Here is a 20,394-nt window from a genome sequence, read left to right on the forward strand (position 1 = left end):
CGTGCACCAGACTCAGCGCCAGAGACTTTCTGGCGCACTCCAAGTCAGGCCAGTGGCAGATCGCGCCTGCCATGGGCAACAAAACGCATGATCCACTCCGCCACCGTGCTGCCGTGATGATCGCTGTCCAGGCTCGCCAAGGCCTTGGCGTGGGTCGGCTGGCCGATGCAGGTCTGGCGGATATCCAGCAACGCCCGTGAATAGTCGTGGATGAACTCCGGGTGCCCCTGGAAGCACAACACCTGATCTTCGATGCAATAGGCCGCATTCGGACAAAATGAGCTGGAAGCCAGCAACGTGGCCTTTTCCGGCAGAGCGGTCACCTGATCCTGATGGCTGATCAGCAAAGCCAGCTCAGAAAGCGCCGGGGTCATCCACTGCGGCTGATGCTTCACTTCGTAGCGATGAATCCCCACACCCCAGCCCTGGCTGGCGCGCTCCGCACGACCGCCGAACAGCAATGCCAGCAACTGGTGGCCGAAGCACACGCCGATCAGCTTGTCGCCGCGCTGATAGCGCCCCAGCAGGTATTCCTTGAGCGTCTGGATCCAAGGGTCCGGTCCAAAGGAATCGGCCTTGCTGCCGGTGATCAGGTAGGCATCGTAGGTCTGCTCATCGCTCGGGTAATCACCCTGCATCACGTTGAACACGGTGAACTGTGCCGCAACGGGTTGGCGTTCGAACAGGCGCTCGAACATGCGCCCGTAACCCTGGTACTGATCGACCAGTTCGGGACGAAGAACATCGGTTTCCAGAATGCAGATACGCAAGGACATGGGGAGAATTACCTGAAGCGGAGGTTGAACGCGTTACAAGGCCCAAGCCTGCCTTGAACGACCCTGTCAGCGCAACTATCACCCGGCGGCCGGCAGCCTTGTCCCGGGTGATTATCAGCCTGCTCGATAGTTACCATGCTTGCCATTCACTTCTGTTGATGCGAGCGCTCATCAATCATGCAGTCCTCACCCTTTCTTTGAGGAATCGACATGAACAAGTTCGCCGCCATCGCCAGCCTGATCGCCGCTTCGGCTTTCCATAGCGCGCCCCATACCGACACCCCGCGTGCTGCAGACAAAGGCGCACACCCTGCACGCAACACCCGCCAGGACCGCAAATAAATCCTGGCCTACGCCAGGAGGAGATCACCATGACCATCACCGAAGCTTTCGTCAGTAGACAGACCTACGGTGTGACTTACGCCAGCCTGGACGACTCCGGCCTGCACTTCGAATCCGAAGCCGCCGTACAGCTGGATGATGGCAGCTTGCTGACGCTGCGCATGCCCACCCGGCAGAGCGAGAAATACGCCATCCACGATGCGGTTTGTGTGCACCGCTGGTGTCGGGACACCTGATAGTCCGATCAGGGTTGCTGCAGCAGCTCGCGAGCTATCTGCTCGCCGAGGTAACGGGTAAGAATTCGCCCCCAACTGCCATCAGCCTGGAGTTCGGCAAATGCCTGGCGCATCTGCCGCTGGATGAGAGCCGCATCTTCGAGTATCGGACTGCCAGCGATGTAGTTGTGCGTCACGTTGATCGGTGTGCCGAACTGAATTTCGGCAGGCGGATAACCCAGCAGGTGCCACAGGTAGTTCACCCGCATATCGATCTCGTACCAGGCACTGACTCGCCCACTGTGCAGCATACGCGCAGCCTGTTTCGGGTCCGTCACTTCCACCACCACCTGCCCGGGCTGCTTCAGCGCTTGCAGCTCCAACGAACGCGGCGTACCCGCCATTACCACCACCGGTCCGGCAGTCAGCGCCTGGGACAGGCTGCCATACGACTTGCCCTGACTGGCCAGCACGTAGGATGACGGCAACACATCGAGCAGCCAGATGAAGCCATCTTCTCGCTCGGCAACCCGACCCAGGCTGAGCACGATGCCCTGCGGGTCCGTGGCCACCTCGAGCTGCACGCGTTTCCAGGGCACGCTCACATAGCGGCACTCGCGCTGGAGGCGATCACACATGGCCTGCATTAACTCACCGAATAGGCCATGGTTACCGGCCTTGTCATCGGCATAGGGCATTTGCCCCTGACCGACATAGACATTCAGTGGTAACTCGGCAGCGCTCAACGACGGCCAGCATAACAACCAGGCCAGCAGCATCACGCAGGAAAATCGCAGGTTCTCATTACATCCGTGCAAATTCACCTCCCTCACTGACACCATGCGTCCTCAGAATCTGTTCAACGTCTCGCGAGCTAGAGGTACGCAAGAGCCAGACGCCCCCGGAAAATAGGCGAAGAAGCGCAGTTTACATACCGTAAATGAGCATTCTGAGCCTGTTCTTAACGCCGCAGAACCGACGCGCAGCAGACCTTTTACAGATTCAGCATGGCAGCAGCGCCACTCTATGGCCACTAGCCTGATCCTACAGTGAAGCCCGGCTGTACTGTATGTCTACCTTACGCGCACTCCTGGCGGTACCCCAAAACAAAACCGGCCCTAAGGCCGGTTTTGTTGGTGGCTCCAGGCGCTCACGAGCAAACGCCTGGAAGATACTTCACTGCCTCAGAACTGTTCGCCTTTGGCTGCCTTCTCCAGCAACAGCGCCGGCGGCTCGAAGCGCTCCCCGTACTGCTCCGCCAGGTAACGGGCACGGGCAACGAAGTCCTGAACACCGTACTGGTTGATGAATTGCAGGGCACCACCACTCCAGGCGGCAAACCCGATACCGAAGATCGAGCCGATATTCGCATCGGCGGTAGACAGCAGCACGCCCTCCTCCAGGCACCGCACGGTTTCGATGGCCTGGATGAACAGGATGCGGTCACGCACATCGACCTGGGAAATCTGCGCATCTGCCTTCTCGAAACGCGCCTTCAGCTCGGGCCACAGGTGCTTCTTGCTACCCGCTGGGTAGTCATAGAAACCACCGCCCGCTGCCTTGCCCGGCCGCTTGTACTCGCCCAGCATCAGATCGATAACGGCAAACGCCGGGTGCTCGGGAACCGACTTGCCTTCCGCACGCAGGTCCTTGATGGTCTGCTGGCGAATGTGGTTCATCAGGCTCATCGACACTTCATCGCTGATGGCCAGCGGGCCAACCGGCATACCGGCCTTGCGCGCCTCGGTCTCGATCATGGCCGCCGACACACCCTCGCCAAGCATGGCGATGCCCTCGTTGGTGAAGGTGGCGAACACCCGCGAGGTGAAAAACCCACGGCTGTCGTTGACCACGATCGGCGTCTTCTTGATCTGCAGGACGTAGTCGAAACCACGCGCCAGGGTCGCGTCACTGGTCTGCGCGCCCTTGATGATCTCGACCAGCGGCATTTTGTCCACCGGGCTGAAGAAGTGCAGGCCAATGAACTTCTCGGGCTGCGCCACGGCGCCGGCCAGGCCGGTGATGGGCAGGGTCGAAGTATTCGAGGCGATTACCGCATCGCTCAGTGCGCTGCGCTCGGCGGCCGCAGTAACGGTGGCTTTGAGGTCGCGGTCCTCGAAGACCGCTTCAATGATCAGGTCGCACCCGGCGAAATCGGCATCGCTCACCGTTGGCGTGATCAGGGCGAGGAAGGCGTCGCGTTTCTCGGCGCTCATCTGGCCGCGGGAAACCTTCTTCTCCAGCAGGGTTGCCGAGTAGGCCTTGCCCTTCTCGGCAGCCTCGATGGACACATCCTTGAGCACCACTTCGATCCCGGCCGCAGCCGATACGTAAGCGATGCCAGCCCCCATCATGCCGGCACCAAGCACGCCGACCTTTTTCGTCACGTAGGGCGCAAAGCCCTTGGGTCGCGAACTACCGGCGTTGATCTCGTTCAACTGGAACCAGAAGGTGCCGATCATGTTCTTCGCCACCTGGCCGGTGGTCAGCTCGGTGAAGTAGCGCGCCTCGATCAGTTGTGCGGTGTCGAAATCGACCTGCGCACCTTCCACGGCGGCGCACATGATCTTCTCCGGCGCCGGGAAGCAGCCCTTGGTCTTGTCGCGCAGTACCGAGGGCGCGATGGCCAGCATCTGCGCCACACTGGGGCTGGATGGCGTGCCGCCGGGAATCTTGTAGCCGGAGACATCCCAGGGCTGCTTGGCTGCGGGATTGGCCGCGATCCAGGCACGCGCCTTGTCCAGCATTTCCTCGACAGTCGCTGCCGTGTCGTGAATCAGCCCGGCCTTGAGCGCCTCGGCCGGCCGTACTTTCTTGCCTTCAGCCAGGTATGGCAGGGCCTTCTCCAGGCCGAGCAGGCGCACCATGCGCACCACGCCACCGCCGCCAGGTAGCAGGCCCAGCGTCACTTCCGGCAGGCCCAGTTGCACACTGCTGCTGCCCAGGGCAATGCGATGGTGGCAGGCCAGGGCGATTTCCCAACCGCCGCCCAGGGCAGCGCCATTGATGGCTGCGACAACGGGCTTGCCGAGGGTTTCCAGACGGCGCAACTGCCCCTTGATGCGCAGGATCATCTGGTAGAAATCATTGGCATCGGCCTTGGTGACCTTGATCAGCTCGTTGAGATCACCGCCGGCGAAGAAGGTCTTCTTCGCCGAGGTCACGATGACCCCGGCAATGTCGTCGCGTTCGGCCTCCAGGCGGTCGACCACCTTGCCCATCGCCTCGCGGTACACCGCGTTCATGGTGTTGGCACTCTGCCCGGGCATGTCCATGGTCAGGACAACGATATTGTCCTGGCCTTTTTCATAACGGATGGCGTCAGTCATTTTTCTCATTCCTCAGATTCGAGGAGCGATTCAGCCACGTCGCGAGCGAAGGTCTGGCTAGGCGGAATTTGGCGAAGAAGCGCAGTTTGCTGTAGCAAATGAGCATTCTGAGCCGGATTCCAACAACGCCAGGCCGAGCGCAGCAGCGGCTGGACGCTCATCAGATGCGTTCGATGATGGTGGCGATGCCCATACCGCCGCCCACGCAGAGAGTGGCCAGGCCATAACGCAGCTCGCGCTTCTCCAGCTCGTCGAGCAGGGTGCCGAGAATCGCGCAGCCGGTGGCACCCAGCGGGTGGCCCATGGCGATGGAACCGCCATTGACGTTGACCTTGTCTTCGCTGACGCCCATGTCCTTCATGAACTTCATGACCACCGAAGCAAAGGCTTCGTTGACCTCGAACAGATCGATGTCGCCGATCTGCAGCCCGGCCTTGGCCAGTGCCTTGCGCGTAGCCGGTGCGGGGCCGGTGAGCATGATGGTCGGGTCGGTACTGGTCACCGCAGTGGCCACGATGCGGCCGCGTGGCTTGAGCCCCAGCTCGCGGCCCTTGGCTTCGGAACCGATGAGCATCAGCGCAGCGCCGTCAACGATGCCGGAGCTGTTGCCCGGAGTGTGTACGTGGTCGATACGCTCGACATGGCTGTAGACGCGCAGAGCGGTGGCGTCGAAGCCCATCTGCCCCATCATCTCGAAGCTCGGCTTGAGTTTGTTCAGGCCTTCCAGGGTGGAATCGCCACGGATGAACTCATCGTGGTCGAGCAGAACGATGCCGTTCTGGTCGGTCACCGGCACCAGCGATTTGCTGAACGAGCCGTCGGCGCTGGCACGCGCAGCCTTCTGCTGCGAGCGCAAGGCAAAGGCATCGACATCATTGCGGCTGAACCCTTCCAGTGTGGCGATCAGATCGGCACCGATCCCCTGTGGGGTGAAATGGGTGTGCATGTTGGTTTCCGGGTCCATCACCCAGGCGCCGCCATCGGAGCCCATGGGAATGCGCGACATCGACTCCACGCCGCCGACCACTACCAGGTCTTCGAAACCTGAACGCACCTTCATTGCGCCGACGTTGACCGCTTCCAGTCCCGACGCGCAGAAGCGGTTGAGCTGGACACCGGCAACGCTGACGTCCCAGTCGGCGACCATGGCCGCCGTCTTGGCGATATCCGCCCCCTGATCACCAACCGGCGTCACGCAACCGAGGACGATGTCATCGACCTGACGGGTATCGAGTTGATTGCGCTGTTCCAGCGCACGCAACAGCCCCGCGACCAGGCTGACCGGTTTGACGCTGTACAGCGCACCGTCCTTCTTGCCCTTGCCGCGCGGCGTGCGCACGGCGTCGAAAATGAATGCTTCGGTCATGACGTCCTCGAATGCTGGCAATGGCGAATGCCGGAACACCCACCTTAGTCGCGTGACGCATTCACTCAAATGACCAATGCGCTCAGGCCTATTGACCGTTCGGCTCAGCCATTCGCCCCTGACAGACGGTCACGCCGCTGAAATCCGCCACCGGCGGGGCTTCAGGCTCTCTGGAACGAGGGCTGAAGGCAGAATAGAGCACTCGCGGCCATAACCGCAGCGCCACAGCACACCGGCTCTTGGAGCCAAGTGATCTAAGCCGAACATCAGCACAACCCTAGAGTTACTCATGCAAGGCATCGTCGCCGGGTTCTGCCGGGACGATTTTATTATTCGCGCCACGGCGACATTCGGCTCCCCCGAGCGGGAAGCACCAACAAGAAAAAAGGCTGTACACCATGTTCAGACAACCGAAATACCGGCAGGCAAGCCTCATCGTCCTGGCCACAGCAGTGATCCTCATCCTCCCCAACATCCCACGGTTGTTCAGTTGAGTCGCTCATCCCCGGCAGGCCGCCATCCGATCACTGATGCGGTGCTGGCTGCCCGGCGAAGGCGCCTGTGCTAGGGTCTGGTGATCCTCGGTCATGAAGCCCCGCTGTCCATGCGTGCGTTACTCGCTTTCCTTCTTTCCGGCCTGGCGATCTGCGTTGGCCTGCCCGTATTCGCAGTAGAACTGACGCTCGAATTGCCAGGCGGCACACAGGTCTGGCAGAGCACCGAGCTGCTTACCCACCCCGATGCGCAAACCATCCAGATTCCTGGCGATGTGGCCTACAAGCGCGACATGCACTATCGCGCCGTACCACTTGCCGCACTGCTCAAAGGCGTTGCCCCCGGTGACCACCTGCAAGCGGTGGCGCGCGATGGCTTTGCCGCCGAACTGGCCGCTGCGCCGCTGCTCGCGCAACAAGGCGCACGGGCCTGGCTGGCCGTGGAAGATCCTGCGCAGCCCTGGCCGCCACTGGCCAAGGGCAAGCCCAGCGCCGGGCCGTTCTACCTGGTGTGGGAGAATCCTCGGGCGGCGGCTATCGGCCCCGAGCAGTGGCCGTTTCAGGTCGTGCGCATCCGCCGCCTGGCACCACTTGCCGAGCGCTTCCCTACCCTGCTGCCGGCGGTAACGGCCGGCAATGATATCCAGGCTGGTTTTGCCCAGTTCCAGAAGAACTGCCTGGCCTGCCACCGACTCAATGGCGCTGGGGACTCCCAGTTCGGCCCTGACCTCAACCTGCCCCACAACCCCACGGAATACCTGGCAGGCGATTTCCTGCGCCAGTACATTCGCGACCCACAGAGCATGCGCCGCTGGCCGCAAGGTCGCATGCCCGGTTTCAGTCCGCAGGTGCTGAGCGATGCCGAGTTGCAGCAGTTGCTCGCCTACCTGCGGCATATGGCCGGACGCAAACAGCACGGCCCAGAGCAGAACCGATTCTGAAGGACCAGGATCTGTTGCCGTTTCGGCATGGATGGCCAGCAATTGCAGACAATCGACTTTACGTTTCATGAGGTGCCGATTGGCGGGCTGAAGCGGAGCGCCGCCCGGTCCACCTACAGAACTGGCGCGTAACCAAACCATCACACATTGCTCGGCACGCACGACGTACTCTAGGTGGCAGAACGCCTGACTTACTTTGGCCTTAGAACCTGTTCACGATCTTCTGGATTAGAGCCAGACAAGGGCTAGGCGCCCCCACGAAAACGCCCGAGGAAAGCACTGGGCCCGCATACGGGTTTACGAGTGATAAATGAGCATTCCGACTGGGCTCGCATCCGAGGGCGTTTTCAGCGCCGTATGGCCGCGAGCTAGGAGATCGTGAACAGGTTCTTAGCACGGGAAGAAACTAGCCCCAATAATCATCAGGAGGCGATGGCAACTCGCCGAGCAACTGGCGCAATCCACCGCCCCATTGCTGGCGAATGTCTTCGAAATACGTATCGCCTTCCTGCACGCGAAAGCCCTGCGGTATCTCCAGGCTGTCGGCCTTGTAGACCATGAGGTCCAGCGGCATGCCCACCGAGACATTGCTGCGGATGGTCGAGTCGAAGGAGATCAGGGCGCAGCGCAGCGCCTGAGGCAGCGGTGTTTCCCGACTCAGCGCGCGGTCCAGAATTGGCTTGCCGTACTTGCTTTCGCCAATCTGGAAAAACGGCGTGTCATCCGTGGAAACGATGAAATTGCCCTGTGGATAGAGGTTGTACAACTGCGGTGCCTCGCCACGCAGTTGGCCACCGATCAGGAATGAGCAACTGAGGTCGATGTCCTGGGTCTGCGAGGTGCTGTCGCGGTCGAGCACTTCACGCAAGGTCGCGCCCACCAATGCCGCCGCATCGAATAGGGTGGGCACGTTGTGCAGGTTGCTGGTGTCGCTGCCGAGGCGGTGCCGCAGCAAGCTGACGACTGACTGCGAGGTCGCCAGGTTACCAGCGGTCTGCAGTACGATCAGGCGCTCTCCCGGAACACCGAATACATGCAATTTGCTGAAGATGGCGATGTGGTCGATGCCGGCGTTGGTTCGCGTATCGGACACGAACACCAGGCCATCGGTCAGGTTCAGGGCTACGCAATACGTCATGAATCACCTGTCGCTGGAACCACCCCTTTCAAGGTGCTTGGGAAATCGGCCTGCAGGGTGCACGAAGCAAGAGCGCTGTTGCTGGCTCACCTCAATCAGAACGCCGTACTTGCGTCCGTCGTTATCGATGGACCGGGTAGCGAGATTGCTCGTGAGGCACGTTGGCAGACCATGGATCGCCAGCAAGCGGGCTCCTCAATGGAGCGCACCACTGGCAATGCTCAAGGTACATAGGTCAGAAAACTCAGGGTCCCTGGGGTTCACCCTTTCTCGAATATGGCAGTTTTAGATCGCTGCCATCCAACCAGCGGGTCCACTCACCGCGGCATTACTGCTGCACCTGCAGCAGCGGCGAAACCCGCACGCGTGCATGCATCTGCTCCCCCCCGCCGCCACGGCGCATGCCGCGCACCGGGCAAGCATCGAGGTAGTCCAGGCCGACCGCCAGTTTGAGGTGACGCTCGGGTCGCGCCAGGCGGTTGGTCACGTCGAAGCTGTACCAGGCATCATCCAGCCAGGCTTCGGCCCAGGCATGGCTGGCCAGGTGCGCGTCATCCTCGCTGTACAGGTAGCCGGACACATAGCGCGCCGGCACACCCAGGCTGCGCGCGCAGGCGATGAACGCGTGGGCATGGTCCTGGCAGACCCCGGCGCGTCCGGCGAAGGCCTCTGCCGCCGTACTCTCGACACGCGTCGCACCGGGCACATAGGCCATCTGCTCGTGCAGGGCATGCATCAGGTCGATCAGCCCCCCCCGATTACGTCGACTGCCAGCCTGCTGCTGGGCAAACGCATGCAGGGCATCGTCGGCCTGGGTCAGACGGGTCACACGCAAATACGGCAAGGCGGAACGATGATCGTGCTCGGCTTCGCTGTGCTCGTCGATTTCGACCTGGCCACGCGCGCTGATCACCAAGGCCTCGTGCGGCTCGTCGATGGTCAGCACATGCATGATGTTGCCGAACGGATCGCACTGCGCGCGCACCGGGCGTGGCAGGTCCAACTGCCAACTGATCACATGCTGACGCTCGCTTTCCTGCGGCGTGATGCGCAGGTACTGGATGCTCGCGCGCACCTGGTCGTCATAGTTGTAGGTGGTGTCGTGACGGATCGAGAGTCTCATACGACCTCCAGATAGGACGTGTGGATGGAGCTGGCCAACTGACGAACCAGCAGGATGAAATCGGTGAGCCAGACATGCAGGCCTTCGTCGAGCACTTCGTCGATATGGGTATAGCGCAGCCGTGCATCCAGCTCGGCGGCCATGCGCTGGGCACTGCGGCCGTTCTCGCCGGGCAGGCCGGAGAGCATCAGGTTGAGTTCTTCCATGCAGGCCCGCAGCGAACGCGGCACGTCGGCCCGCAGCAGGAGCATCTCGGCAACCTTGCGGGTGCGTGGTGAGCCCCGGTAGATCTCGGTGAAGGCTTCGAACGAGGACAGCGCGCGCAACAAGGCACTCCACTGATAGTAGCCACGCGCCGAGGTGTCGCTGACCGCATCGGCTTCTTCACCGAGCATTTCGTAACGCGCATCGAGCAGGCGCAGGGTGTTGTCCGCCCGCTCGATGAAGGTGCCAAGGCGAATGAAGCGATAGGCCTCGCCGCGCATGATGGTGCCGAAAGTGGCGCCACGAAACAGGTGCGAACGCTCCTTGACCCACTCGCAGAAACGACTGATGCCGTAGCGCCCCAGCCCTTGGGAGGCAATACCCCGCATCTCCAGCCAGGTGGCGTTGATGTTCTCCCACATGTCGGCGGTGATGCGCCCGCGCACCGCGTGCGCGTTGGTACGCGCGGCCTGCAGGCAACAATAGATGCTGGCCGGGTTGTCGGCATCCAGGGCGAAGAAATGCAGCATGCGCTCGGCATGCATCTGCCCGTGGCGCTCCAGGTATTCCTCCATGGTGCCGGTGATCAGCAGCGGCATGGCCAGTTCATCGATGCCATCGCCACGACCGTCCTGCGGCATCAGCGACAGCGAATAGCTGACATCGAGCATGCGCGCGAGGTTTTCGGCGCGCTCCAGGTAACGCGACATCCAGTACAGATCGGAGGCAGTTCTACTCAACATGATGCGCGGCCCTCAGTCCTCGACGATCCAGGTGTCCTTGGTCCCGCCGCCTTGCGACGAGTTGACCACCAGCGAGCCTTCACGCAATGCCACGCGTGTCAGGCCGCCCGGCACCAGACGGGTTTCGCGACCGGACAGGACGAACGGACGCAGGTCGATATGCCGTGGCGCGATGCCGCTCTCGACGAAGGTCGGGCAGGTCGACAGGCACAGGGTCGGCTGGGCGATATACGCCTCGGGACGGGCTTGCAGGCGGGCACGAAAGGCCTCGATTTCGGTCTTGCTCGCGGCGGGCCCGACCAGCATGCCGTAGCCCCCGGAACCCTGGGTTTCCTTGACCACCAGATCCGCCAGGTTGGCCAGCACATGGGACAGGTCCGCCGGCTTGCGGCACTGCCAGGTCGGCACGTTCTTGAGAATCGCCTCTTCGTCCAGATAGAAGCGAATCATGTCGGTGACATAGGGATAGATCGACTTGTCGTCCGCCACCCCGGTCCCGACGGCATTGGCCAGCACCACGTTGCCACTGCGGTAGGCCGCCAGCAGGCCCGGCACGCCGAGCATCGACTCGGGGTTGAACGCCAGCGGATCGAGGAAGGCATCGTCCAGGCGGCGGTAGATCACATCCACCGGTTGCGGGCCGGCGGTGGTGCGCATGAACACCTTGTCGTCACGCACGAACAGGTCCGCCCCCTCGACCAGCTCCACCCCCATTTCACGAGCGAGGAAGGCATGTTCGAAATAGGCACTGTTGAAACGCCCCGGCGTCAGGACCACGACATTGGGGTTATCCAGCGGGCTGGAGGTTTTCAGGGTGTCGAGCAGCAGGTTCGGGTAGTGGTCGATCGGCGCGATGCGCTGCAGGGAAAACAGCTCGGGGAACAGCCGCATCATCATCTTGCGGTCTTCGAGCATGTAGCTCACGCCGCTAGGGGTGCGCAGGTTGTCTTCCAGCACGTAGTAGGTGCCGTCACCGTCGCGTACCAGGTCGACCCCGGCGATATGCGCGTAGATATCGCGGTGCAGGTCCAGGCCCTGCATCGCCAACTGGTACCCCTCGTTGGCCAGCACCTGATCGGCCGGAATTATGCCGGCCTTGATGATGCGCTGGTCGTGGTAGAGATCGGCGAGAAACATGTTCAGCGCCTTGACCCGCTGAATGCAGCCGGCCTCGACGATACGCCATTCGCTGGCGGGGATACTGCGCGGAATGGTGTCGAAGGGAATCAGCCGCTCGGTACCCTGTTCGTCACCATAAAGGGTGAAGGTAATCCCGGCGCGGTGAAACAACAGATCGGCCTCTCGGCGGCGCTGAGCGTGCAGCTCTTCCGGCGTGTCCGCCAACCAGCGGGAGAACTCCCGGTAATGCGGGCGGACCGCGCCACTCGCATCGTACATCTCGTCAAAAAAGGTGCGGGTCATGCCGTACTCCTTGTCACCCTGGACAAGGGACCTATCGCAAGGCCCGTGCCACAGAATCTTTTCCTTTATTTTCAATAAATTAACTATTGAAAATGAATACAGCGCACCATATTGGCGCGCCATGCCAAGGCAAAAAAGCGGCACGCCCCAATCAGTGGCAGGCTTTGCACAGCACAGTCAGGCAGATGATCCGAGTGAATCACCTGCCCATCAGTTAAATGCGACAGGCCAGAACGCGCCGAGTTTCTCCTGAATTTCTCGGACGGCGTGCCAGGTGTCGTGGGGAAAGGAGCAGTAGAGGATTGGGGTCAGCGCGGCGTGCCGATCGCGGAGAGTTCGAGCCAGTGCCGATAGAAACCTTCCGCTATCTGGTTGAGCGCCGCCACCCGGGTTGGCAAGTCACGCAGCATCTGCTGCACACCCTGCTGGCTGGGCTGGGTCTCATCGAGCTGGGACGACCAATCCCGCAGCCAGTCCCGCACCAGCGCTTCGGTCATTTCCGGATGGCCCTGCAGGGCCAGCACCTTGTCACCCCAGGCGAATCCCTGGTTCGGGCACCACGGGCTCGACAGCAGCCACTGGGCGCCGACAGGCAAGTCGAAGGTATCGCCATGCCACTGGAACATCGGAAACTCCTTCGGCACATGGGCGAGCCAAGGGTTGGGATTCGCCTGATCACGGCGCACCAACGTCTGCCAACCAGACTCGGTATAAGGCATGCGATGCACCGCAGCACCCAGCGCACGGGCAATCAACTGCCCGCCCAGACAATGCCCCAGTAGGGGAATGTCGCGCTGGATGAAGTGTTTCAACGCGGCTATTTCCGTGGCGATCCAAGGCAGATTGTCGTTCACGCTCATCGGCCCGCCCATCAGCGCCACGGCTCGTGGACGATCCAGGTCATAGCCGGCGAGCTCTCCGCGGTCGACGCGCACGACAGAGAAACCGATGCCCCGGCTCTCCAGCACTGCAGCCAGGTGGCCGGGCGTGCAGTGGTCGACGTGGGTCAGGATCAGAATATCGCTCATGGCTACCTCCAGTAATTCGCCAGGACTCTCATTCGGCCTCCAGCAAAGGCAAAGCCCGTGCCGGAGCACGGGCTTTGTCGAACCAGGCACAAAGCTGTTTTGTTATTCTATAACAATAGGCAATTATCGATAACTGGCCAGCAAGACCAGGCAATCAAGCGCTCGCCTGCCCTTGCTGGTCACTCTGCGCCAAATCCATCAGCTCGCGGTTTGCCACGGCGTACATGGCGTAGTCCGTGCCGGTCGCTCCACGCAACTCACTCAGCATGGTCAGCCAGCGCTGCACCAGAGCTCTGTGCTGCTCCAGCCAGAATGCCACGCGCGCCTCGATATCCACCGGACCATCGGCCATCTGCAAAACGGCGATGGTGATGGCGCGTTGTTGCCCGTCGAGGTCATCGCGGAATGCTTCGCGGGCCAGGGCCTGCCAGTTGTTCTCCACCGGCAGGCTGGTGATCTGCTGCAGGTACCAGCCCAACTCCAGCGCGCCACCCACGGCAAAATAGGCCGTGGCTACCTCGGATGCTGATTTACCCGTGACATCCGCCGCCTCGATGATGGGCAACAAGGTGTACAGGTGACCGGTGCCAGCAACCACCCGCGCCAGCTCTTCCGGCGTGCCCGCCTCGACGAAGCCCTGGTAACGCGCCAGCCATTGCTCACGCGCCGGGCCTTCGAGCAGCTCGTCAAGGCGCACCGCCAGCTCCGCCACACGCGGGCCGAAATGGCCGACATCACGCGCCGCGTCCAGCTCATTGCGGCGGCTGCGCAGGAACCAGCGCGTGGCGCGCCGACCTAGACGCATCAGCTCGTCCATCAGCTGCAGTTGCAGCTCGGCTGGCACGTTGTAGTCCATCGCCTCGATTTGCTGCCACCAGTACGGCAGGCGGAATACATCGCGCACGATGACGTAAGCGCCAGCGACATTCGCCGCGCTCATGCCGGTGGACTCCTTCAGGCGCTGCACGAAGGTGATGCCCATGTGGTTGACCAGATCGTTGGCGATCTGCGTGCTGACGATCTCGCGTTTCAGACGATGGCGGCGCATGGCCTCGCCAAAGCGCTGCGTCAGTTGCGGCGGGAATGCTGTCTCCATCTCGCTGGCCAGATAATCGTCGTCCGGCACCAGCGACTTGAGCAGCGCTTCCTTGAGGTCGATCTTGCTGTAGGAAATCAGCACCGACAGTTCCGGGCGGGTCAGGCCCCGGCCATTGGCGGCACGCTCGTTGAGCTCGTCGTCAGTTGGCAGGAACTCCAGCGCACGGTCCAGTTTGCCGGCGGCCTCCAGGGCTGCCATCAGGCGCTTGTACTCGGCGATGCGCTCCCGCGCGCGGCGCTCGGCCAACGACAGCGCCTGGGTCTGCTTGTAGTTGTTGCCCAGCACCAGCGTGCCCACCGCGTCGGTCATCTCCGCCAACAACGTGTTGCGCTGCTTGCCGGTCATGTCACCGGCGGCGACGATTTCGTTGAGCAGGATCTTGATGTTGACCTCATGGTCGGAGCAGTCCACCCCGCCAGCGTTGTCGATGAAGTCGGTGTTGCTCGCCCCGCCATTGAGTCCGAACTCGACCCGGCCGAGTTGGGTCATGCCCAGGTTGCCGCCCTCGCCCACCACCCGTGCACGCAGCTCGCGACCATCGACGCGCAAGGCATCGTTGGCCTTGTCGCCGACATCGGTGTGGCTTTCTTTGCTCGACTTGACGTAGGTGCCGATGCCGCCGTTCCACAACAGATCGACCGGCGCCTTGAGCAACGCGTTGAGCAGCTCGGTCGGCGCCAGCTTGTCGGCGCTGATATCGAAGCGTGCCTTCATCTCCGGGCTGATGGTGATGCTCTTCGCCGCGCGCAGAAAGATGCCGCCGCCTGCGGAAATCAGCGAGGCATCGTAATCGGCCCAACTGGAGCGCGGCAGTTCGAACAGGCGCTTGCGCTCCACGAAGCTCTTCGCCGCGTCCGGGTTCGGGTCGATGAAGATGTGCAGATGGTTGAAGGCGGCTACCAGTTGCAGCTTGTCCGAGAGCAGCAGACCATTACCGAACACATCGCCAGCCATGTCACCGATGCCGATCACGGTGGTGTGATCGGTCTGCACATTGAGATCGCGCTCGCGGAAATGGCGCTGCACCGACACCCAGGCGCCACGGGCGGTAATGCCCATGCCCTTGTGGTCATAGCCTGCCGAGCCACCCGAGGCAAAGGCATCGCCGAGCCAGAAGTCGTACTCGACGGCGATGCCGTTGGCGATGTCGGAGAAGGTCGCGGTGCCCTTGTCCGCCGCCACCACCAGGTAGGGGTCGTCATCATCGTGGCGCACCACGTTGGCCGGCGGCAGCACTGCACCTTCCTTGAGGTTGTCGGTGATATCGAGCAGGCCGCTGATGAAGATACGGTAGCAGGCAATCGCCTCAGCCTGGATCTCATCGCGGCTACCGCCAGCTGGTAGGCGGCGTGGCACAAAACCGCCCTTGGCGCCGACCGGCACGATCACCGCGTTCTTCACCTGCTGCGCCTTGACCAGGCCGAGCACTTCGGTACGGAAATCTTCCTCGCGGTCCGACCAGCGCAAGCCACCGCGTGCGACCGTGCCGAAGCGCAGGTGCACGCCTTCGACGCGCGGCGAGTAGACGAATATCTCGAACTTGGGCACCGGCCGTGGCAGCTCGGGAATCGCCTTGGGATTGAACTTGAAGCTGAAGTAACTCTTGGCCTGGCCGTTGGCGTCGGGCTGGTAGAAGTTGGTGCGCAGGGTTGCCTTGATCAGGTCCAGGTAGCGCCGCAGGATGCGGTCCTCGTTAAGCACCGCGACATCGTCGAGGGCACTGAGAATCGCCTGTTCCAGTTTCTGCTGCTTGTCTTCCAGGTCCTCGGCGGTGAGCTTGCGTGCCAGGTAGAAGCGCGTCTTGAACAGGCGCACCAACTCGCGGGCGATGTCGGCATGGTTGAGCAGTGTGTTGGCGATATAACCCAGGTCGAAGCCCAGGCGGATCTGCTTGAGGAATCGCGCGTAGGCCCGCAGCAGCGCTACATCGCGCCACGGCAGCCCGGCGATCAGCACCAGGCGGTTGAAGGCGTCGTTCTCGGCAGCGCCACCGACGATCTGCACGAAAGCATCCTGCAGGGTGTCGTTGAGCTGCTGGATGTCCAGGTCCAGCCCTTCGCCATAGGTGAAGGCGAAGTCGTGAATCCAGAACTCGCGACCGCTCTGATGACGCAGCCGGTAAGGAAATTCGCCCAGCACACGCAGGCCGAGGTTCTCCAGGATCGGCAGCACATCGGACAGCGCCAGCGGCGTATCGGCGTGATACAGCTTGCAGTGCAACTGGCGCTCGCCCGGCACCAGCGGTTGGTAGAAGCTCATCACCAGCGGGCGTTCGGCGCTCAGGCTGAACAGGTGCTGCATGTCGACCACCGCCGAATGCGGGGCGAAGCGCTCGCGGTAACCGGCCGGGAAGCTGTTCGGGAAGTCGTTCAGCACGCGATTGCCCCTGGCCTCGCCGAAGCTCTCCACCACCAACCCGGCGTAGTCGTCCTTCCACGAGCGGCAGGCCTGGATGACTTCGCGTTCGAGCTGCTGCTGATCGATGTTCAGCTTGGTCTTCGGATCGATGCGCAGGATGAACTGCACCCGCGCCAGCACCGACTCGGAGAAGTAGGTCCAGAACTCGCAATCGGTGGCCTGCAGGCGATCGACCAGTACCTGTTGGATGCGCAGCCGGGTCTCGGTGGAATACACGTCGCGCGGCACATAGGCCAGGGCATAGACGAAGCGCCCGTAGGGGTCGAAGCGCAGGAACAGGCGCACCTTGTTGCGCTCCTGGATCTGCACGATGGCCAGCGCGGTGTTGTACAGCTCATCGACCGGCGTCTGGAACAGGTCGTCACGCGGCAGCACCTCCAGCACCTTGACCAGTTCCTTGCCCAGGTGCCCTTGCGCCGCGAAGCCGGAACGCTTCTCTACTTCGGCGACCTTGCGCCGGATAAAGGGAATGTCGCGCACGCTCTGGCTGTAGACAATGGAGGTGTAGATACCGAGGAAGCGGCATTCCTTGATCACCTTGCCCTTGGCATCCAGCTCGCGGATGGAAACGAAATCCGGGTAAGCCGGTCGGTGCACGCGGCTTGGCAGTGCGGCCTTGGCGAAGGACAGCAGCATCGGCTCGCGCAGGTAGTTCACCGCGTAGGATTCGATGTGCAATTCGCTGTGGCTCAGACCACTGCGCAGACGCTTGGACAGCCCGAGTAGCGAGCGTTCGTCGTACTCGATATGGCCACCATCGGCCTCATCGTGCACGGTAAGTTCCTCGTAGCCGAGGAAGGTGAAATGGCCATCCAGCAACCAGGCGAGGAAGACCTTGACCTCCTCCAGCTCGGCGCCATCGACCTTGAGCCTGGCCTTGCCCAGCCAGCTCAGCAGCTCTTGCGCCTTGTCGCGCATGGGCTGGAAGTCGGCAACGGTGATGCGCACTTCCTCCAGCACTTCCAGCAGGCTGCTTTCCAGCGAACGCAACTCGGCACTGCTCGAGCAACGGTCGATCTCGAGGAAGATCAGCGATTCCTGCTGGACATCCTTGCCAACGCTGCCCTTGGGCAGCACTTCCTGCAATACGCCCTGCTTGTCGCGGCGCACGCTGATCACGCTGTTCTGCAAGGTATGGATGCTATGGCCGCGGCGGTTCAGTTCCATGCGCACCGAGTCGACCAGAAAAGGAATGTCCGGGTGCAGCACTTCAACGGCGGTGTGGGTGGATTGCCACCCGTGTTTTTCATAATCCGGATTGAACACCCGTACCTGTGGCCGGGCGGCATCGAAGGATTCGAGCAGGCGCCAGGCCGACAGCGTGCACCCCACCAGGTCGGAAAGCCGCCGCTGGGTCAGTTCGTCGAGGGCGATGATGCCGAAGAATTGCTCGGCGAACAGCGCCACTTGTGGCAACGCCTGTTCGCTGACGTGCTGCGCCAGAGCCGCTTGCAGTTGGTGCTGAAAGTCGTCTTTGCTGGCCGCCGTGAAAAACGCCATGGTCATGCTCCACTGGAGTTGTTGTTAGGTATGCCGCGCCGGCTCATGTAAGCCGCGCTACCGATTCAAACTCCAGAGCAGTCTAGGCCATGGATAGAACCAGGCAGTGCATGCATCGACCGACAGGTCACACCCAGCTTAACGAGAGCCTGTGAACGGCTGCTTGCAGAGCTGCGACATATTCGTTCATCGTCTTGCAGCCCGAGGCGTGCCAATAAGCGCCCGGAAATACCGCGCCACAGGGAGCAGGCGATGACCCAACCATCCACCGCTGACCAGCAGATTGCTCCGGTCAAACGCTCCCTGGTGCGCAACTTCAGCACACTGGCCGTCACCCTGATCGGCCTGCTGTTGCTCGTCCTCGCCGCTGTGCTCTGGCCTGTACTGATCGCGCCCTTGCTGATCCTCTGCGGACCGGTCTACCTGGGCGTACTGTTGCCTTTGAGGGTCGGCCGCGAGGAGCGCAGGAAGCGGGCCGAGCAGATCCGCCAGCAATCGTTGGCGACCTGGGGCTTCGTAGGGCGTGACCGTGCCGGCCCCTGGCTCAACTACATCGACTATCCCCTGGCGCGGTATTGCGAGGCGCTACGTGGCCACTACTTCTACGGCGAGTGGCTGATCCTGCATGACGGCCTGCTGGTGATTAACCCCGGCCATGCGCAGGTTGACCGGGTACGCGGCGAAATCAGCTACGACTTCGACCACCCACGGACCTACGCCTGGGACGGTTGCACACCCAAGATAGCCTTCTACTGGGTGCTGACGTTCGGCAGCCCGGACTGGTGGGACAAGGCGGAACCGATCCAGCGCATCGAACACGGCACGCTGGTTACGACGAGTGTGTTCTGGCCCCTCACCCACCACGCCAGCCTGGTGCACGATGCGCTGTACCAGTACCTGAACGTCGCGCCCGTGAGCAAAGCCCAGGCCGACCGACTGTTCCATACCATGCTGCTCGAAGCCGGCATGCTGCGCCCGCTGGCAGCGCTCTACTACCTGGCCGTACGCCTCGGCGGCGCCCGCAGCATGCATGACCGCAACAACCCCGACAGCCCGCTGCGCTGCCTGACCGTCATGCCGACTTACAAAGCTGCAACAGAGCCACCAGCGGCCGCCGAGACACAAGCTGCCACCTGAGTCAGCCGACAACTGCGCACTGCTGCGCAACCGCTCACAGCATGGTTAGTCGCCAGCGCCTGGATGCATTACATTAGGCGGCCCGATCGGGTGTACTCGACGGCCTGTCAGTCCCTTTCCAGGAAGAACCTCGATGGAACATCGTGAGGCGTTACTCGCGCTGCGAACCTTTCTCGCAACCCAGATCCTCGGCCAGGAAAAGCTCATCGAGCGCCTGCTGATCGCCTTGCTGGCGGACGGGCACTTGCTGGTCGAAGGCGCCCCCGGCCTGGCCAAGACCAAGGCGATCAAGGAACTGGCCGAAGGCATCGAAGCCGAGTTCCACCGCATCCAGTTCACCCCCGACCTGCTCCCGGCCGACATCACCGGTACCGAAATCTATCGCCCGGAAACCGGCAGCTTCGTGTTCCAGCAGGGGCCGATCTTCCACAACCTGGTACTGGCCGACGAGATCAACCGCGCGCCGGCCAAGGTGCAGTCGGCACTGCTCGAAGCCATGGCCGAACGCCAGGTCAGTGTCGGGCGCAGCACTTACGACCTGTCGCCGCTGTTCCTGGTCATGGCCACGCAGAATCCCATCGAACAGGAAGGCACCTACCCGCTGCCCGAAGCCCAGCTCGACCGTTTCCTGATGCACGTGAAGATCGGCTTCCCGGATGCCAGCGTGGAGCGCAAGATCCTCGCCCAGGCTCGTGGCGATGCCCTCAACGGCGAAGCCAAGCCCGAGCACCGCGTGACCCAGCAGGCAATCTTCGCCGCGCGCAAGGAAATCCTCGGTCTGTACATGGCCGACGCAGTGGAGGAATACCTGGTGCAACTGGTCATGGCCACGCGCACCCCGGCCAAGTTCGACGCCGAGCTGGCCGAGTGGATCGCCTATGGCGCCAGCCCGCGCGGCTCCATCGCCCTCGACCGCTGCGCCCGCGCCCATGCCTGGCTGGCCGGGCGCGACTTCGTCAGCCCGGAGGATATCCAGGCGGTGCTGTTCGATGTGCTGCGCCACCGGGTCATCCTGTCGTTCGAGGCGGAAGCCGCCGGCATCGACCAGGACCGGGTGATCCAGCGCATTCTCGATGTGGTCGCGGTGGCCTGATGCCACGCCCGCCCGAAGCCTGCTGA

At 62.3% G+C, this 20,394-nt stretch carries 16 protein-coding genes; 6 read left to right on the forward strand and 10 right to left on the reverse strand.

Annotated elements, in window-relative coordinates:
• Positions 1–44: 44 nt before the first annotated feature.
• Positions 45–776: an amidotransferase gene (locus tag ACWPW0_RS14950; RefSeq protein WP_447592663.1), complete on the reverse strand. Its 732-nt coding sequence runs from the start codon at positions 774–776 to the stop codon at positions 45–47.
• 210 nt (positions 777–986) lie between these two features.
• Between ACWPW0_RS14950 and ACWPW0_RS14955 the strand changes: the two genes are divergently transcribed.
• Together ACWPW0_RS14955 and ptrC are read left to right on the forward strand one after the other, a co-directional pair.
• A complete protein-coding gene (locus ACWPW0_RS14955; protein ID WP_447592665.1) occupies positions 987–1,118 on the forward strand; it encodes a hypothetical protein in 132 nt (43 codons plus the stop codon).
• A 29-nt stretch (positions 1,119–1,147) separates the two neighbouring features.
• Positions 1,148–1,354 (forward strand): type III secretion system co-regulatory protein PtrC, encoded by a 207-nt coding sequence (gene ptrC, locus ACWPW0_RS14960; protein WP_447592667.1) that lies wholly within the window; start codon positions 1,148–1,150, stop codon positions 1,352–1,354.
• 8 nt (positions 1,355–1,362) lie between these two features.
• On the opposite strand, the gene ACWPW0_RS14965 is transcribed toward ptrC, so the two are convergent.
• From ACWPW0_RS14965 to ACWPW0_RS14975, 3 genes are all read right to left on the reverse strand, one after another.
• Entirely contained in the window at positions 1,363–2,151 is a 789-nt protein-coding gene (locus ACWPW0_RS14965; protein WP_447592669.1) for a substrate-binding periplasmic protein, read from the reverse strand.
• A 366-nt stretch (positions 2,152–2,517) separates the two neighbouring features.
• Positions 2,518–4,662 carry a 3-hydroxyacyl-CoA dehydrogenase NAD-binding domain-containing protein gene (locus ACWPW0_RS14970; RefSeq protein ID WP_454255717.1) on the reverse strand — a complete coding sequence of 715 codons (2,145 nt, stop codon included), beginning with the start codon at positions 4,660–4,662 and terminating at the stop codon, positions 2,518–2,520.
• A gap of 160 nt (positions 4,663–4,822) precedes the next feature.
• Complete coding sequence (locus ACWPW0_RS14975; protein ID WP_454255718.1) at positions 4,823–6,028, reverse strand: acetyl-CoA C-acetyltransferase; 1,206 nt, start codon at positions 6,026–6,028, stop codon at positions 4,823–4,825.
• A gap of 604 nt (positions 6,029–6,632) precedes the next feature.
• On the opposite strand from ACWPW0_RS14975, the gene ACWPW0_RS14980 reads away from it, so the two are divergent.
• The gene (locus tag ACWPW0_RS14980; RefSeq protein ID WP_454255719.1) at positions 6,633–7,463 is read left to right on the forward strand and encodes a c-type cytochrome; all 831 of its coding nucleotides are present in this window, start codon (positions 6,633–6,635) and stop codon (positions 7,461–7,463) included.
• 406 nt (positions 7,464–7,869) lie between these two features.
• Here the strand turns inward: ACWPW0_RS14980 and ACWPW0_RS14985 are convergent, their stop codons facing one another.
• The 4 genes from ACWPW0_RS14985 to ACWPW0_RS15000 form a co-directional block, all read right to left on the reverse strand.
• The gene (locus ACWPW0_RS14985) at positions 7,870–8,601 is read right to left on the reverse strand and encodes a peptidase (RefSeq protein ID WP_454255720.1); all 732 of its coding nucleotides are present in this window, start codon (positions 8,599–8,601) and stop codon (positions 7,870–7,872) included.
• 328 nt (positions 8,602–8,929) lie between these two features.
• On the reverse strand, positions 8,930–9,724 hold the full coding sequence (locus ACWPW0_RS14990; protein WP_454255721.1) for a transglutaminase family protein: 795 nt from the start codon (positions 9,722–9,724) through the stop codon (positions 8,930–8,932).
• Complete coding sequence (locus tag ACWPW0_RS14995) at positions 9,721–10,671, reverse strand: alpha-E domain-containing protein (protein ID WP_447592678.1); 951 nt, start codon at positions 10,669–10,671, stop codon at positions 9,721–9,723. The genes ACWPW0_RS14990 and ACWPW0_RS14995 overlap by 4 nt, the downstream gene beginning before the upstream one ends.
• A 12-nt stretch (positions 10,672–10,683) precedes the next feature.
• Positions 10,684–12,093 (reverse strand): circularly permuted type 2 ATP-grasp protein, encoded by a 1,410-nt coding sequence (locus ACWPW0_RS15000; protein ID WP_454255722.1) that lies wholly within the window; start codon positions 12,091–12,093, stop codon positions 10,684–10,686.
• On the opposite strand from ACWPW0_RS15000, the gene ACWPW0_RS15005 reads away from it, so the two are divergent.
• Positions 12,092–12,346, forward strand: a complete 255-nt coding sequence (locus ACWPW0_RS15005) for a hypothetical protein (protein ID WP_447722270.1) — start codon at positions 12,092–12,094, stop codon at positions 12,344–12,346. The genes ACWPW0_RS15000 and ACWPW0_RS15005 overlap by 2 nt on opposite strands.
• A 55-nt stretch (positions 12,347–12,401) precedes the next feature.
• Here ACWPW0_RS15005 and ACWPW0_RS15010 read toward each other — a convergent pair whose 3' ends face one another.
• Positions 12,402–13,121, reverse strand: coding sequence for a type 1 glutamine amidotransferase (locus ACWPW0_RS15010; protein ID WP_454255723.1), 720 nt, complete (start codon positions 13,119–13,121; stop codon positions 12,402–12,404).
• Positions 13,122–13,275: 154 nt separating this feature from the next.
• Positions 13,276–18,138 carry an NAD-glutamate dehydrogenase gene (locus tag ACWPW0_RS15015; RefSeq protein WP_454255724.1) on the reverse strand — a complete coding sequence of 1,621 codons (4,863 nt, stop codon included), beginning with the start codon at positions 18,136–18,138 and terminating at the stop codon, positions 13,276–13,278.
• A gap of 252 nt (positions 18,139–18,390) precedes the next feature.
• Here ACWPW0_RS15015 and ACWPW0_RS15020 point away from each other — a divergent pair, with 252 nt between their 5' ends.
• Positions 18,391–19,275, forward strand: a complete 885-nt coding sequence (locus tag ACWPW0_RS15020; RefSeq protein WP_454255725.1) for a DUF1353 domain-containing protein — start codon at positions 18,391–18,393, stop codon at positions 19,273–19,275.
• A 133-nt stretch (positions 19,276–19,408) separates the two neighbouring features.
• On the forward strand, positions 19,409–20,368 hold the full coding sequence (locus ACWPW0_RS15025) for an AAA family ATPase (RefSeq protein WP_447592687.1): 960 nt from the start codon (positions 19,409–19,411) through the stop codon (positions 20,366–20,368).
• Positions 20,369–20,394: the final 26 nt, after the last annotated feature.

It is taken from the genome of Pseudomonas sp. Marseille-Q8238, from assembly GCF_965111915.1.